The sequence below is a fragment of the Cupriavidus sp. 01L415 genome, from assembly GCF_056400065.1.
On record NZ_JBFTSP010000005.1, the window covers coordinates 273005 to 288713 of the forward strand.

At 67.1% G+C, this 15709-nt stretch carries 14 protein-coding genes; 4 read left to right on the forward strand and 10 right to left on the reverse strand.

All coding sequences use genetic code 11. The features are described 5' to 3' along the window. Window positions 1-56: 56 nt before the first annotated feature. Together AC1DOX_RS12690 and AC1DOX_RS12695 are read right to left on the reverse strand one after the other, a co-directional pair. Window positions 57-686: a LysE family translocator gene (locus AC1DOX_RS12690; RefSeq protein ID WP_441621116.1), complete on the reverse strand. Its 630-nt coding sequence runs from the start codon at window positions 684-686 to the stop codon at window positions 57-59. A gap of 480 nt (window positions 687-1166) precedes the next feature. Further along, entirely contained in the window at window positions 1167-1793 is a 627-nt protein-coding gene (locus AC1DOX_RS12695) for a DNA-3-methyladenine glycosylase I (protein ID WP_441621118.1), read from the reverse strand. 119 nt (window positions 1794-1912) lie between these two features. Between AC1DOX_RS12695 and AC1DOX_RS12700 the strand changes: the two genes are divergently transcribed. Continuing rightward, window positions 1913-2302 carry a DUF2314 domain-containing protein gene (locus tag AC1DOX_RS12700; protein WP_441621120.1) on the forward strand — a complete coding sequence of 130 codons (390 nt, stop codon included), beginning with the start codon at window positions 1913-1915 and terminating at the stop codon, window positions 2300-2302. 111 nt (window positions 2303-2413) lie between these two features. On the opposite strand, the gene AC1DOX_RS12705 is transcribed toward AC1DOX_RS12700, so the two are convergent. After that, window positions 2414-3724: an MFS transporter gene (locus AC1DOX_RS12705; protein ID WP_441621122.1), complete on the reverse strand. Its 1311-nt coding sequence runs from the start codon at window positions 3722-3724 to the stop codon at window positions 2414-2416. A 188-nt stretch (window positions 3725-3912) separates the two neighbouring features. Then, window positions 3913-4173: a hypothetical protein gene (locus AC1DOX_RS12710; protein ID WP_441621194.1), complete on the reverse strand. Its 261-nt coding sequence runs from the start codon at window positions 4171-4173 to the stop codon at window positions 3913-3915. 414 nt (window positions 4174-4587) lie between these two features. Here AC1DOX_RS12710 and AC1DOX_RS12715 point away from each other — a divergent pair, with 414 nt between their 5' ends. Further along, the gene (locus AC1DOX_RS12715) at window positions 4588-5466 is read left to right on the forward strand and encodes a DODA-type extradiol aromatic ring-opening family dioxygenase (RefSeq protein WP_441621124.1); all 879 of its coding nucleotides are present in this window, start codon (window positions 4588-4590) and stop codon (window positions 5464-5466) included. An 86-nt stretch (window positions 5467-5552) separates the two neighbouring features. On the opposite strand, the gene AC1DOX_RS12720 is transcribed toward AC1DOX_RS12715, so the two are convergent. The 5 genes from AC1DOX_RS12720 to AC1DOX_RS12740 form a co-directional block, all read right to left on the reverse strand. Beyond that, a complete protein-coding gene (locus AC1DOX_RS12720) occupies window positions 5553-6668 on the reverse strand; it encodes an MFS transporter (protein ID WP_441621196.1) in 1116 nt (371 codons plus the stop codon). 54 nt (window positions 6669-6722) lie between these two features. Next, entirely contained in the window at window positions 6723-7967 is a 1245-nt protein-coding gene (locus AC1DOX_RS12725; RefSeq protein WP_092138574.1) for an MFS transporter, read from the reverse strand. A 171-nt stretch (window positions 7968-8138) separates the two neighbouring features. Further along, entirely contained in the window at window positions 8139-8549 is a 411-nt protein-coding gene (locus tag AC1DOX_RS12730; protein ID WP_441621126.1) for a VOC family protein, read from the reverse strand. A gap of 26 nt (window positions 8550-8575) precedes the next feature. Beyond that, window positions 8576-8926: a GFA family protein gene (locus AC1DOX_RS12735; protein WP_092138576.1), complete on the reverse strand. Its 351-nt coding sequence runs from the start codon at window positions 8924-8926 to the stop codon at window positions 8576-8578. Between the two features lie 38 nt (window positions 8927-8964). Then, window positions 8965-9384, reverse strand: a complete 420-nt coding sequence (locus tag AC1DOX_RS12740) for a GNAT family acetyltransferase (protein ID WP_477101292.1) — start codon at window positions 9382-9384, stop codon at window positions 8965-8967. A 142-nt stretch (window positions 9385-9526) separates the two neighbouring features. Between AC1DOX_RS12740 and AC1DOX_RS12745 the strand changes: the two genes are divergently transcribed. Next, window positions 9527-10141 (forward strand): HD domain-containing protein, encoded by a 615-nt coding sequence (locus AC1DOX_RS12745; protein ID WP_441621128.1) that lies wholly within the window; start codon window positions 9527-9529, stop codon window positions 10139-10141. Between the two features lie 82 nt (window positions 10142-10223). Here the strand turns inward: AC1DOX_RS12745 and AC1DOX_RS12750 are convergent, their stop codons facing one another. Then, a complete protein-coding gene (locus AC1DOX_RS12750; RefSeq protein WP_441621130.1) occupies window positions 10224-13817 on the reverse strand; it encodes an indolepyruvate ferredoxin oxidoreductase family protein in 3594 nt (1197 codons plus the stop codon). A gap of 323 nt (window positions 13818-14140) precedes the next feature. Between AC1DOX_RS12750 and AC1DOX_RS12755 the strand changes: the two genes are divergently transcribed. Then, complete coding sequence (locus AC1DOX_RS12755; protein ID WP_441621132.1) at window positions 14141-15568, forward strand: NYN domain-containing protein; 1428 nt, start codon at window positions 14141-14143, stop codon at window positions 15566-15568. Window positions 15569-15709: the final 141 nt, after the last annotated feature.

The following is a 15709-nucleotide window of genomic DNA, read 5'->3' on the forward strand; positions in this document are numbered from 1 at the left end:
CAGCCGGGCGAGACGCGGCCCTCCGAGGCCAGTCTCCGACAGGCGCAGACGCGCCCTCAGCGTAGATCGCTGCGCCGGTAGAGGCTGAGTCCGACCGCCAGGAAAGCCAGCATGCCCGCGCAACCGCGATTGATCCATTGCACGGCGCGTGCTGACAGCGTACGCATCGCGTGCCGGCCCCCGAACGCGTAGATGGCCATCATCACGATATCCATGACTGCGGCGATGACGGCCAGGATCACGTACTGGATGGCCACCGGCTTGTCCGCATGGACGAACTGCGGCACGAACGCCGACGTAAACAGCAAGGTCTTCGGGTTGGAGAGCGCCACGAACAGTGCCCGCAGGAATGCGGCGCGCCCGCTGGCGGAAGACGCGCCGGGCGCCGCCACGAGCGCGTGGGTTGGCGCGCGCCACATCGACCACGCGAGGTACAGCAGATAGGCCGCGCCGATCCATTTGATCAGCGTAAACAGCTGCTCGGACGCCTGCAGCACCGCGCCCAGCCCGCACCCCACCGCGCCGATCAGGATCAGGTCCGCCAGCGCCGCGCCGGCAATCCCACAGGACGCCACGCGCATACCGCGCGTGGCGCCGTTGCTGAGCGCCAGCAGCATCGTCGGCCCAGGCGTCACCATCACGGCGGCAACGGCGATCAGGTAGAGAAACAAGGTCGTGGCATCCATCGGCGGCTCCAGGCAACTGCGCCACGCAAGGCGCAAGCGATCCGCCAGTGTGCCGCGTTTGACCGCGATGCGCACGCGTTGCCTGTGGACATCTTTTCGGCACCTGGGGACAACCACATGAAAAGCCTGTGGTCCGGCTGGGGGTGGCATGTGGGATGTATACGGATAACCTGAACCTATCGGCGCCCCGCGTATACGTCCATCCAAACTATCCACGTATACGCACCCCGCTTGCCCCTGCGCTTGTCTTTTCGCCAAACCGCTGATGCAAAAGGGAAAAACCCGGTTATCCACGGTCAGGCGGCACCTCTATCTACTACTACTATTGATGTATACGTAAACAATACTGAACTACGTATACAGACCGTTGCCGGGGGTGGAATGCCCTGTGGATGACTCGACATCCGGCACGGCAGGTGGAGGGATCGGCCTCGTATACCGTTGACGATTCCCTGCCACCGCTTCGCACCCAGGCGCGCCCTAGCGTGGCACCTTGAACGCCTTGCGGGCACGCAACGCCTCCGCGCGGGCCCAGCAGCCTTCCTGATGGTCGTTCACCAGGCCCATGGCCTGCATCAGCGCGTACATCGTGGTCGGGCCGACGAACTTCCAGCCGCGCTTCTTCAAGTCTTTCGACAGCGCCACCGATTCCGCGGACGTCGTCATCTCGCGCAGGGCCTCGGGCGTGATCTTCTTCGGCCGGCTTTTCGGGTCCGGCTCGAACTTCCAGAAATAGGCGGCCAGCGATGGCTCGGTCGACAGCAGTTCCTGCGCGCGCCTGGCATTGTTGATGGCGGCCTCGATCTTGCCGCGGTGCCGGATGATGCCGGCGTCGCCGAGCAGGCGTTCCACGTCACGGTCGGTGAAGCGCGCCACCTTGTCGATGTCGAAGTTGGCAAACGCCTTGCGGAAGGCCTCGCGCTTGCGCAGGATCGTCAGCCAGCTCAATCCGGACTGAAAGCCCTCCAGGCAGATCTTCTCGAACAGGCGCCGGTCGTCGTCGACGGGAAATCCCCATTCGTTGTCGTGGTAGTGGCAGTAATCCTCGATCGTGCCGCACCAGCCGCAGCGGTCCCGATGCTGCGACGCGGACTCGGACATTGTCATTGCCTTGAAACTCCTTGTAGTGGATGGAAAGTGCCGGCTGTGCCCCCGGGCGCGCTGGCGCTTTTGCTACGATCATGCCCGGACAAATGGTTTTGCGTAAAGGGTGGAGACGGCTGGAAATGGACATGCAATTGGCAACACTGGAAGACGACGGCTGGACGCTCGATGACGGCGAGGAAATCGCTGCCCAACACCCGGAAACGTTCTGGATTCCTTCCCGGGAGCAGCGGGATGCGCTGCAGCCCGGCCAGCAGGTCAAGCTGATTTTCCGTATCGTCACCGAAGACGCGGACGGCGCCGAGGAGGTGCATGTTGAGCGGATGTGGGTCATCGTCACGGGTCGCGAGGGCAACCTGTACCGGGGGGAGCTCGACAACCAGCCGTACTGCACCGACGAGATGAACCCGGGCCTGCCGGTCTGCTTCGAAGCGCGCCATGTGATCAACATCTTCGAAAGCGAAGAGGGCGGCGAGGCGGTAAAGGGGGTAAAGGCCGGCGACGACGTCTGAACGCCAGACCCGGCTCCCCGCCGGACCGCGCGGGATTGACGGACTTCACGGCCGGCGGCAATAAAAAAAGCCAACCCTCGGGTTGGCTTTTTTGCGGTCGCGACGGCGTGCTTACGCAAGCTTCTTGCCAGTGCGGTCGTGCATGAACACCAGGGCCACGAAGCTGATGGCCGCGGCGATGATCACGTAGTACGCGGGGGCCAGCTTGTTGTGCGTCGACTCGATCAGCCACGTGACGATCAGCGGGGCAAAGCCGCCGAAGATGGTCACGGCGAAGTTATAGGCCAGCGACAGGCCCGTGGAGCGCACCTCGGTCGGGAATTGCTCCGCCAGCACCGCCGGGGCCGGGCCCGTGAAAGCGGCCAGCAGGATGCCCAGCACGACCTGCACCTGCAGCAGCGTGGCCGTGGTCGGCGACACATTGAGCCAGTGGAACAGCGGGTACGCCAGCGCGCCGATGATCAGCGCCACGGTGCCCAGCATGCGCTTGCGGCCCACGCGATCGGACAGCATGCCCATCAGCGGGCACAGCACCAGGATGATCGCGCCACAGATGGCCGTGGACTGGAACGTGGCGCCCAGCGGCAGCCCCAGCTGCTGCTTGGCGTAGGACGGCATGTAGAACACCAGCACATAGGTGCAGACCGTCCACAGGATGGTCACGCCCAGGCCGGCCAGCACCTCGCGCGGATGGTCGCGCAGGACCTGTGACAGCGGCGAGAACTTGACCTTGCTGGCATTGCGCTCGGCCCGGCGCGCCTCGAACTCAGGCGGCTCTTCCAGGTGGGAGCGGATGTACATGCCCACCGGCCCGATCAGCAGGCCGAACAGGAACGGGATGCGCCAGCCCCAGGCGTCGATCTGCGCCTGGTCCAGCCCGTTGGTCACCAGCGCGCCCATGGCCGCGCCCAGCATGAACGAGATGCCCTGGCTGGCCTGCTGCCAGCTGGCGTACGCGCCACGCTCCTCGTCGGGGGCGTGCTCGATCAGGAAGGCCGTGGCACCGCCGACCTCGCCGCCGGCGGAAAAGCCCTGGATCAGCCGGGCCACGACGATCAGCGCCGGGGCCCACAGGCCGATCGAATTGTAGGTGGGCGCCAGGCCGATGATGGCCGTGCCCAGCGCCATCAGCAGGATCGTCAGCGTCAGCGCCGCCTTGCGGCCCACGCGGTCGGCATAGACACCGAGCACGATGGCGCCGACCGGACGCATGAAGAAGCCCACGCCGAAGGTGGCGACGGTCAGCAGGAACGAGGTGAGGTCATCGCCGGTGGGGAAGAACAGTTTGGCAATGATGACGGCGAAGAAGCTGTAGACGGTGAAATCGAACCATTCCAGGCCATTGCCGATGGTCGCGGCGATGATCGCGCGTCGTCGGGTGGCTTTGGTGAGTTCGTGGGCAGGTGCGGCGATGACGGACATGGCGCTTTTGACAACGATGAAGGAACCGGTGGATGCCCCCGCTTCTGCGAGCGGCGGCGCGAGGCGTCATCTTAAGCGATTCCTTACATCGCGCCCTGAAAGTCGGCTCAAGGGCACGTGGGAGAGCAATGGGGAGCGGTACGAGTGGGCTAGAGCGGGCAGAGTGGCCAGAGCCGCAGGAGCGGCGTTCAGCCGGGACGCCGCCTGTTCGTGGCGTGATCGCGGCGCGCGGAGGGCGTTGAGGGCAAGTTGGGCGCGGCGTTGGCCGCAGCATCCGGGCGCCCGGTTTCCGGACGCTTGCGCGTGAACCAGAGCCAGGCGGCGCTGGCCAGCCAGCCAACCACAAAGACCGTATCCCCGGCGTGATTGAACAGGGCGGCAGCGGATGGGGTGCGGAAGAGTTCGGCCAGCAAGTCGGCGGGCAAGCGTGCGACGATCCACAGCAGCACAGCCGGGCCGCTGCCGTAGACGCCGGGCTGCCACCACAGGGCGTGGGGCAAGGCGTGTCGGTGTGCATTGCGCTTTACCACGGGGTTTCTCCAGCTGACCGCCTGGTTCCGAGGCGGGCGCATCTTGCATTGTGGGTAGCGCTCCCGCGCCGGTCGACCGATGGGGCGGCCTGGCGCGGTGAGCCATGGGGCTCCCTGTCATCATCATAGGCCGATTCGCCTTGCGCCTGCCGCTCGCGAGCGGCAATCCCACGCGGACTGTGTGCGCTATCCAACGCGTCGTGCCCGGCACCCGATAAGTGCCAGGTGGAGCTTCAAGTTTTTTGCACGATATATCCGCAATCGGCTTTCGCCGGACGGGCGCATCTTTGCCAGACTTCAGGCATACGCACAAAGCCTTTGAAGGTCACGACCATGCTTCCCGCTCTCTATGTGTCACACGGTTCTCCCATGCTGGCGATCGATCCCGGACCGACCGGCGCCGCCTTCGATGCGCTGGGCGAGCGATTGCGCGCGGAACACCCCAAGGCGGTGCTGGTCATTTCGGCGCACTGGATCTACAGCACGCTGGCCGTCAGCACCCGCAATCGGCAGGAGGCCTGGCACGACTTCGGTGGCTTCCCGCGCGAGCTCTACGCGCTGCGCTACGACGCGCCGGGTGCTCCGACGCTGGCCGCCCGCGTGAAGGCGCTGGTCGAGGCCGCTGCCATCCCCGGCGCCGGGTTTGTCGCCGAGGACGAGGATCGCCCGCTGGATCACGGCGCCTGGATGCCGCTGCGCCATTTCTTCCCGCAGGCGGACGTGCCCGTCGTGCAACTGGCGCTGAACCCGTACCTGACGCCGGCCATGCAGATCGAGATCGGCCGCGCACTGGCGCCGCTGCGCGAGGAAGGCGTGCTCGTGATCGGCTCCGGCAGCTTTACCCACAACCTGCAGGAAGTGTTCGGCGGCGGCCGCAAGGCCCAGCACGGACCGGAAACCGAGCCGTACGTGGATGCCTTTCGCGGGTGGATGCTGGATGCGCTGGACGAAGCGCTGGCCACTGGGGATGTCAGCCGGATCGCCGACTATCGCGCCCAGGCCCCCTATGCGCGCCGGGCGCACCCGACCGACGAGCACCTGCTGCCGCTATACGTGACGCTGGGCGCGGCCATCGGCCCGCGATCGGCCTCGACGGGGCAGACCCAGGTAGCCCGCGTGGCGGATGAGGTGACCTACGGTGTGCTCGCCATGGACACCTTCGTGTTCGACGGCATGGGCGCGGGGCACGTGCGGCTGGACAAGGCGGCCTGACCGGGGCGACTTGAGCAGAACTCCGGGCGCTTCGCCGGGAACGAAAAAGGCGGCCTCGGCCGCCTTTTTCATGATGGAAACAACCGCTAACGCCGGGTCAGGTATTGGCGGGCTGCGCGCGCGCCAAACAGCGCGATCCAACCCATCGTCAGCGCCACCACGGCGATGCCAATCCGCAGGTTGGCCACATGCGCCACGCCGCCGATCAGCACAGGCCCGAGCAGCAGCCCCACGTAGGCGAACCGCGCCACGCGCGCGATGGCCTCGGCCGGGGCCACGCCGGGCAGGCGCGAGGCCGCGACGAAGAAGATCGGCACCATGTTGGCCGCGCCCAGCCCCATCAGGCTGAAGCCGACCAGCGCGGCCAACGGCAGCGGCACCGCAATCGCCAGCGCGATGCCGGCAAATCCAAGCCAGGCGCTGCCGGTCAGCGTGTCGGCATCGCCAAAACGCGCGCGCAGGCGGTCCCCGCCAAATCGGCCGCAGGCCATCCCGCCCGAAAACGCGGCATAGCCGAAGCTGATCCAGCCCAGCGGCGCCGCGGCCACGTCCCGCATGTAGACGCTGGTCCAGTCGTACATCGCGCCTTCCCCGACCAGCCCCAGGAACGCCATCAGCCCCAGCAGCCATAGCGCGCGCGTGGCGTGTTCGCGGTGGTGATCGGCCGTCGGCGGCATCGGATGGTCGGCCATCAGCCGCGGTGCCATGCCGATTGCCACGGCGGCGGTCATTGCGGCGATCATCGCCGCATGCACCAGCGGCGGCACGCCGAGTGTCAGCATCAGGCCGCCGAAAGCCGCCCCGAGCATGCCGCCGAGGCTGAACATGCCGTGCAGCGCGGACATCACGGGCCGCGTGCGGCTGGCCTCCACCGTGGCGGCCTGCGCGTTCATGGCCACGTCGAACGCGGCGTTGGCCATGCCGAAGAGCAGCAGCATCGGCAGCAGCAGCGCAAAGGCGGGCATGGCCAGGATCGCGATGGTTGCCGCGGCAAAGGCGATACCGCCCAGCATCGATGCGCGCGCGCTGCCCAGCCGTGCCACCCAGCGCCCCACCGGGCCCATGGCGAGGATTGCGCCGCCGGCCACGGCCAGCATGGCAAACGACAGCATGGCGTCCGACAACCCGAAACGCGCCTTGATGGTGGGAATGTGAACGCCCCAGGTGGCGAACGTGGCGCCATTGACGAAGAACAGCGCCATCGTGCCGCGCGTGGCGCGGGAGACCGCAAGGGGGGAGGGCACCGATACCACCGCTTATGCCGACTGAGTGCCGGGGCGTAGCAGGCCACGCCGATGCAGCGCGAAGCCGAACGCCAGCAGGGCGCCCGCGGCCAGCGCCACCATGACCCAGAGCATCAGCCAGTAGCCGCCGGCCGCGCGCCACAGCAGGGCGCCGAACCACGGCGCCACGGCCTGCATCAGCAGCACCGGCGTCATCATCAGCCCGTTCAGCGTGGCGTAGTGGTGGCGCGAGATCAGCTCCGGCATGGCCATCGCGCGCAGCATGGTGTTGACGCCGTTGGCGCAGCCATAGAGCACGGCCGCCAGCATCAGCCAGTAGCCGTGGCCCATCGCCAGGCACAGCAGGCCGATGCTCATCACGACATAGACCGGCATCGACAGCCGCACCGGATGATGGATCGGCAGCCGCGCCATGGCCAGCCGCCCGGCCACCTGGGCGGGGCCGATCAGCGCGGCGACGATCAGTTGCTGGCCCAGCGGCATGCCCTTCTCGGTGAGCATCGGGATCAGGTGCGCGCCCAGCAGGGACGCAATCACCGCCGTGGCCGTGAAGGCCAGCACCACGGCCCAGAACACAGGCTGGCGCAGGGTCATGCGGGCAATGCCGGGAGCGCCCGCCCCGGCCAGCGGACCGCCAGCCTGCACGGGCGCGTAGGTGGCGTGCACCGCGAATCGCAGCCGCGCATGGAGCGGCGCGCAGACGAACAGGTTGAGCGCGGCGAATCCCACCAGCGTCGGGCGCCAGCCCAGATGCAGCACCAGCCATTGGGCCAGCGGAATAAACACGGTGCTGGCAAAACCGGCCAGCAGCGTCACGTGGACGATCGGCTTCTGGTAGCCGTCGCCGTACGCCTGGCGCAGGACGACAAACGCGGGTTCGTAGAGCGTGGAAGCCATCGCCAGCCCCAGCGGTATCCACATCAGCAGGAACATCGCCGGGGTCGGACACCACGCCCAGAGCAGCAGCCCGATGGCGGCGAGCACGGAGCCGGCGCTCATCACCTTGCGTGCCGGCACGCGGTCCAGCAGCCGGCCCACGGCGAACGAGCACAGGGCCCAGACCAGCAGCCCCAGCGAAAAGCCCCCGGCCAGGAACGGCTTGCCGTAGCCCAGCGCCTGATGCATCGGGTCGATGAAGACGGTGAAGGTGAAGTAGAGGGTGCCCCAGCTGATGACTTCGGTCAGGCCGAGGGTCCAGACGATATGGCGCGGTGGCAGCGCAGCGGTGGGTACGGCGGGGTCGGCAGGAGCAGTCATGGCGCGCCCGGCGCAGGTGGGGGAGCGCCGGTGGCGGTGCGATGGAAGAAGCGGAAATTGTATCGGCCCGGTCGCCGGATGCCTACGCCAAGGCACTTGGCGGGCGTCGTTCGCGCACCACGCCGACATGCCGCTCCATTCGGCGTTGCCGGCCAGTTGTCGCGATGCCGGTTAAGCCGATGTCGGCGAACCCTTCAGCTCGACGGTATTGCCGTCCGGGTCCTTCACATAGATCGAAGGGCCCCGGCCCTCGGCGCCGTATCGCTGCTCGACGGGGCTGGCATCGACACGATGAATGTGCAGGTGTTCAAAGATCGCCTCGGCATCGAACGGGTCGATGCGCAGGCAGAAATGGTCGAGGTTGCGGCCCTCGGCACCGGGCCCGGCACCACCGGCCCGACCGAGCGGGCCGGCGAGCGACACCAGGTCGATCAGGCTGTTGCCGGCGCGTAGCTGGGTCAGCCCGAAATCGGGCTGCTCGCGCTCGAGGGTGCAGCCCAGTACGTCCACATAGAACCGCGCCAGGCGAGGCACATCCGCCGTGCGCAGTACCAGGTGATCGATGCCGGCGATGCGGAACATGGCGACTTGCCTCCTTCCCTCTTGGCCTACTTGTGCAGGCCGTCGTACTCGACGATCTTGAGGCTGCCCAGGTCCACGCCATCCACGCAGCGCACGTTGACCCCCGCCATGGCATTGCCCTGCGGGTCCTGCGCCTCCGCGTACGGGCCGCAGCCACAGACCGGGCAGAAGCGGTGCGCGATCTTCATCGTGTTGAAGCGGTAGGTCGATGCATTCTCGTCCGGCGTCTTGAGCCGGAACTGCGCCTTGGGTACGAACCACAGCAGATGGCCGCGCCGGCGGCAGATCGTGCAGTTGCATTGCAGGACCGAGGTGATCTCGCCGTCCGCCTCGAAGGCGACGCGTCCGCAATGGCAGCTTCCCTGGTAGGTCGTCATGGGGTCTCCTGATGTTGTCGTCATCCGACCCCGCCCGCTCACTGGTCCGGGATCAGCCGCTTGCCCAGGCTGACCGCGGCGTCGCGGCCATAGCCGAGCTTGTCGTAGAACGCCATCACGGCGTCATTGCCTTCTCGCACGAGCAGGTTGATCTTCGGGCAGCCGCGTTTGATCAGCAGCGCCTCCGCGCGCGCCATCAGCATACGCCCGTAGCCACGGCCCTGAAACCCCGGGTCGACAGCCAGGTAGTAGACCCATCCGCGATGGCCGTCAAAGCCGATCATCGCCGATGCCACCACGCGGCCGTCGGTCTCGCCGACGAGGAACAGCTCGGGTTGCTCGGTCATCTTGCGGGCGATGTCGCGATGCGGGTCGTTCCAAGGCCGGGTCAGGCCGCAGGCTTGCCAGAGTGCCACCACGGCGGGTTCATCGGCGGCGCGATATGCGCGGATCAGCATGGGAATGAGGGCGGCGGAAGCGACCACTGCTGCATCGCAGCGCGGGCGTTTGCCGACATTGTTAAGCGATTGACAGTGTATCCGCGGCGGCGCTGTCACAATGGCCGGCAACACCTGAGAACAACACCCCACAGGAGACACCATGAGCGACATCCACGCGCCCGCGCGCGCCACCTTCCGCCACATGGAACAGGGCACCCGGGAAGACTGGGCGGCCATCTCGGCGGAGTTCATGCCCTATGCGCGGGCGCTGCCGGACCGCGTGCTGACGCACCTGCGCCTGCTCGATGGCGATTGCGGCGGCTTTCCGGTGGATCGCCTGACCCATTCGCTGCAGACCGCGACATTGGCCCACCGCGACGGGCAGGACGAGGAGTACGTAGTTTGCGCGCTGCTGCACGACATCGGCGACACGCTTGGCAGCTTCAACCATCCCGACATCGCCGCGGCCATCCTCAAGCCGTTCGTGAGCGCGGAGAACCTGTGGATGGTGGAAAAACACGGCGTGTTCCAGGGCTACTACTTCTTCCATCACTTGGGCCTGGATCGCAACCTGCGCGAGCAGTTCCGCAGCCAGCCGGACCTGTTCGACCGCACGGCCGATTTCTGCCGCAAGTACGACGCCGCCGCGTTCATGCCGGACTACGACACGCTGCCGCTGGAATTCTTCGAGCCGATGGTGCGGCGGGTGATGAGTGCGCCGAGAAACTCGATGTATGTGAAGCCCGGCGAGAACACCTTGGCGCGCGCGGAGTAAGGCCGCCAAACAAAAACGGCGCGGGGTGTTGGCCCGCGCCGTCTTCATTTGCCCAGTCTCCCGGGCATTGATGATGCACCCCTCAGGCAGCCTGCTGTCCCGCCTGCGGATTGCGGAACTGCTCCAGCAACTTCGCCCACTTGCCGCGCACGGCCTTCAGGTTGTTCTCCTTCACATGGCCGAAGCCGCGGATGTCGTCCGGCAGGTTGGCCAGCGCGATGGCCGCGCCGTGGTTGGCCGCCGTCAGGCCGGCCGACAGGTCCGCCAGCAGCGCACGGTACTCGCCGATCAGTGCCCGTTCGGTGCGGCGCTCCTCGGTCTTGCCGAAGATGTCGAGCGCGCCGCCTCGCAGGCCCTTGAGTTTGGCGAGGATCCGGAACAACGTCATCGTCGATGGCCCGAAGCGGCGCTTCACCAGATGCCCCTGGTCGTCGCGCTTTGCCATGATCGGCGGCGCCAGCCAGAAATTCAGCTGGTAGTCGCGGCCGGGTTCGCCTTCGAACTGGGCCCGCAGCTTGTCCAGGAATACCGGGTCCGTGTAAAGGCGAGCCACCTCGTACTCGTCCTTGTACGCCATCAGCTTGGCCAGGTTGCGCGCGGCGGCTTCCGTCAGCGGCAGCGGCTTGCCCGAACCCACCAGCGCCGATTCGGCGGCGCGCACGCGATTGACGGCCTCGCGGTATTGCTCCGCATAGGCGGCGTTCTGGTACTGGGTCAGCAGGTCCGCGCGGTTGGCGATCAGCTTTTCCAGCAGCGCGCCCGACGACGTCGGCAGCTTCACCACATCGGCACCTTCGGCCGTCGTCTGCAGCTTGCCGGTCAGCGACAGCACGTGCTCGGGGTCATGCGCCATGTGGCGGCCCCAGTCGAACGCGGCCTTGTTCTTGTCCACCGACACGCCGTTCAGCTCGATGGCGCGCTCCAGGGCCTCCAGCGTCAGCGGGATCCAGCCCTTCTGCCAGGCGTAGCCCAGCACCAGCGGGTTGGTGTAGATCGCGTCGCCGATCAGCGCCACGGCCAGCGCGCTGGCGTTGATGAAGTCGCACTGGGCGCCCACGGCATTGCGGATGTCCTGTTCCGCCGACATGCCCGGGAACTGCCACTTCGGATTCTTGATGAACTCGGCGGTGGGGGTTTGCGCCGTATTGACGACGGCCCGCGTGCGGCCAGCCTGCGTCTTCGAGATAACCTCGTCGGTGGCCGAGACGATGGCGTCGCACCCGATCACGAGATCGGCCTCGCCCATGGCGATGCGCGTCGCGTGCAGGTCATCGGGCCGCGCCGCGATCTGCACGTGGGACAGCACCGCGCCACCCTTCTGCGCCAGGCCCGCCATGTCGAGCACGGTCACGCCCTTGTTCTCGAGGTGCGCCGCCATGCCGAGCAGGCCGCCGATCGTCACCACGCCGGTGCCGCCCACGCCGGTGACCAGCACGCCGAATGCGCGGCGCAGCGGCGGGAGCGTCGGCTCCGGCAGTGCGGGCAGGCTGTCCATCGACACGCCATGCGCCGCCGGCTTGCGGACCTGCGCGCCTTCGGCCGTCACAAAGCTCGGGCAGAAGCCGTTGGTGCACGAAAAGTCCTTGTTGCACGACGACTGGTTGATCTGGCGCTTGGTGCCCAGCTCGGTCTCCAGCGGTTCCACGGACAGGCAGTTCGACTTGACCGAGCAATCGCCGCAGCCTTCGCACACTGCGTCGTTGATGAACGCGCGGCGTGCCGGATCGGGGAACGTGCCGCGCTTGCGGCGGCGGCGCTTCTCCGTGGCGCAGGTCTGGTCGTAGATCAGGATCGTGCAGCCCGGCACCTCGCGCAGTTCGCGCTGGATGCGGTCCAGCTCATCGCGGTGATACACGGTCAGGCCTTCGGGCAGCTTGATCGCGCCGTTGTACTTCTCCGGCTGGTCCGTGACGATGACGATCTTCTTCGCGCCTTCCGCGGACACCTGGTACGCGATGTCCTGCACGGACAGCTGGCCGTCCACGGGCTGGCCGCCGGTCATGGCCACCGCGTCGTTGTAGAGGATCTTGTAGGTGATGTTGACGCCCGCGGCGATCGACGCGCGGATGGCCAGCAGCCCGGAGTGGAAGTAGGTGCCGTCGCCTAGGTTGGCGAACACGTGGTTGTCGCCGGCAAACGGCGCCTGGCCGATCCACGCCACGCCTTCGCCGCCCATCTGGCTGAAGGTGCTCGTGCTGCGGTCCATCCACACGGTCATGTAATGGCAGCCAATGCCGGCCAGCGCGCGCGAGCCTTCAGGCACATTGGTCGACGTATTGTGCGGGCAGCCGGAGCAGAACCACGGCGTGCGCTCGGCGGTCACGCGCGGCGTGGCCAGCGCACGCTCCTTGGCCTCGATGATGGCCAGGCGTGCCGCGATGCGGGCGCGCACGTCCACGGGCAGGTCGAACTTTTCCAGCCGCGTGGCGATGGCCTTCGCGATGATCGCCGGCGAGAGTTCGTAGTGGGCCGGCAGCAGCCATTTGTTCTGCGGGATCGACCATTCGCCGCCCGCGTTGTCGCGTTCGTCGAACTTGCCGTAGACCTTGGGGCGCACATCGTCGCGCCAGTTGTACAGCTCTTCCTTGAGCGCGTACTCCATGATCTGGCGCTTCTCTTCGATCACCAGGATTTCCTGCAGCCCCTCGGCAAAGGCGCGCGCGCCGTGCGCTTCCAGCGGCCAGACGCAGCCAACCTTGTACAGGCGGATGCCGATCTGCGCGCAGGTCTCGTTGTCGAGGCCGAGGTCGCACAGGGCCTGGCGCGTATCCAGGTACGCCTTGCCGGCGGTCATGATGCCGAAGCGCGCATGCGGCGAATCGATCTCGATCCGGTCCAGCTTGTTGGCGCGCACATAGGCCAGGCCGGCGTACCACTTGAAGTCCAGCAGGCGGGCTTCCTGTTCCAGCGGCGGGTCCGGCCAGCGGATGTTCAGGCCGCCCTGCGGCAGGATGAAATCCTCGGGCAGAGTGATCTGCACGCGGTGCGGATCCAGCTCCACGGACGCCGACGATTCCACCACATCGGTCACGCACTTCATGGCGACCCAGAGGCCCGAATAGCGGCTCATGGCCCAGGCGTGCAGGCCGTAGTCGAGGTATTCCTGGACGTTGGACGGATACAGCACCGGCAGGCCGCAGGCCTTGAAGATGTGCTCGGACTGGTGCGCCAGCGTGGAGGACTTGGCCGAGTGGTCATCGCCAGCCAGGACCAGTACGCCGCCGTGCGGGCTCGATCCGGCGGAATTCGCATGCTTGAACACATCGCCCGTGCGATCCACGCCCGGGCCCTTGCCGTACCACATGCCGAATACGCCATCGAACTTGGCGTCGGGGTACATGTTGACCTGCTGCGATCCCCACACGGAGGTGGCGGCGAGGTCTTCGTTCAGGCCGGCCTGGAATACGACGTTGTGCGCCGCCAGGTGTTTCTTGGCCTTCCATAGCGACTGGTCCAGGGCACCCAGCGGCGATCCGCGGTACCCGGAGATAAAACCGGCGGTGTTGAGTCCCGCGGCGCGATCGCGTTCCTGCTGCAGCATCGGCAGCCGTACCAGGGCCTGCGTGCCGCTGATGTAGATGCGGCCGCGCTCCAGGGTGTACTTGTCTTCGAGGGAAACGTTTTCGAGCGCGCGACGGATAGCGTCGCTGACCGGAGGGGTCAGGGGGGCATTCATGAGTGCTCCTCTAGGGGCATGCTGTCGGGATCACCGACACATCAGTTGTGGGCAACCGTACTCGGTCCCTTGTGGGGGCGTTGGACGGCCGTGTCTCTGCGCGGCATGGTAGCACCGGCGTGGCGGCCGCGGTACCGTGCGATGCAGCATAAAGCGCGCCTGATACCCCCGTGATTTCCCGTAGCCACCGGCGCCACGCGTGTACACTGCGTTGCATCCAGCTGGCACGCAGCCCCGCCCGATGGCCGGGCGAATGACGCCTGTGCGTCACACCGCCGGTACCCCGGCATGGTGCAACCCGCACCGCTTATTTCATATCGAACATGACCAATTCCCCTCGCCAGGGCGCAACCCTGGCTGTGCTGATCGATGCCGACAACGCGGCGCCCGCCATCGTGGAAGGCCTGCTGGCGGAGGTGGCCAAGTACGGCGTGGCCGCCGTCAAGCGCATCTACGGCGACTGGACCAAGCCCAACCTCGCGGGCTGGAAGGAACGCCTGCTGTCGCACTCGATCCAGCCGATCCAGCAGTTCCGCTACACCGTGGGCAAGAACGCCACGGACAGCGCGATGATCATCGACGCGATGGACCTGCTGTACACGGGCCGTTTCGACGGGTTCTGCATCGTCTCCAGCGACAGCGATTTCACGCGGCTGGCGTCGCGTATCCGCGAGCAGGGGCTGATCGTCTACGGCTTTGGCGAGCGCAAGACGCCCAAGCCATTCGTGACCGCATGCGACAAGTTCATCTATTCCGACGTGCTGCGCGGGGACGCCGACACGGACACGGACACGGAGGCCGAGGGGGCCACCGCGCCGGCCCGCCGGCGCAATCCCAACGAGCTGCGCCAGGATTCTCGGCTGGTGCGCCTGCTGCAGACCGCTTCGCAGGCGGTATCGGACGAAGACGGCTGGTCCACGCTGGGCGGCATGGGGAACCACATCGCCAAGACGGCGCCCGAATTCGACTCGCGCAACTATGGCTACGGCAAGCTCTCGGAGCTGGTGGCGGCGACCGGGCTGTTCGAGGTCGAGACGCGCAACGGCGGCAACAACAAGACCATCTGGGTACGGCTGAAGAAGCGCGGCAAGGGCGAGGGCGGTGGCCAGCCGCAGCAAGGGCAGCAGCAAGGCCAGCAAAGTCAGCAAGGCCAGCAGCAAGGACAGCAGCGTCCGCCACAGGGCTACGGCCAGCAGAACGAGCCGCGCCGCCCGACGCCGGCACCCCAGCCCCAGGCGCAACCGCTGCCGGCCGCCACGGTGGCGCAGCCGGTGCCGCCGGTGGAAACCCCTGCGCCGGTCGTGGAGTTCGACGCGATTCCCGAACCCGCGCCGGTGTTTTCGGCGGCGTCTGAAGACGAGGACGATGGCGCCGGCTCGGCATCCACACTGATTTCGGAAGCCCTGGACGCGCCGGAAGACAGGTCGAACGGCCGAGGCAAGCGCACCAGGCGGCCCGACGTGGCACTGAGCGACAAGCCGTGGCCGATCGACCAGTCGGTGTTTGCGGCGCCGGGTACGACGGTGTTGTCGGCTCAGATGGATGGGGTCGCGCCGGCGGCGGAGGCGGAGACGGCAAAGGCAGAACTGCCCAGGCCGGAAAAGGCCGAGGCGCCCAAGCCGGCGGCCCGGAAGGCCGCCCCAAGGAAGGCCGCCAGCAAGACCGCTAGCAAGTCCGGGGACACGCCCGCCAGCAAGCCGGCCAAGGCCGCGCCGCGCAAGCGGGCGCCGGCGAAGAAAGCCGCGGAGTGATGTCCGGCGCCGCACCAGCGGCGTAAGAGGCCGCGCGGCTGGCGGCCACCGGACTACAGCAAGGGAAGATCCACGCCGGTGCATGCAGCGCCGGCGTCGGACCGCTCTCCCGCTTTCTGATTTTCGCTCTCTGCTCTCCCG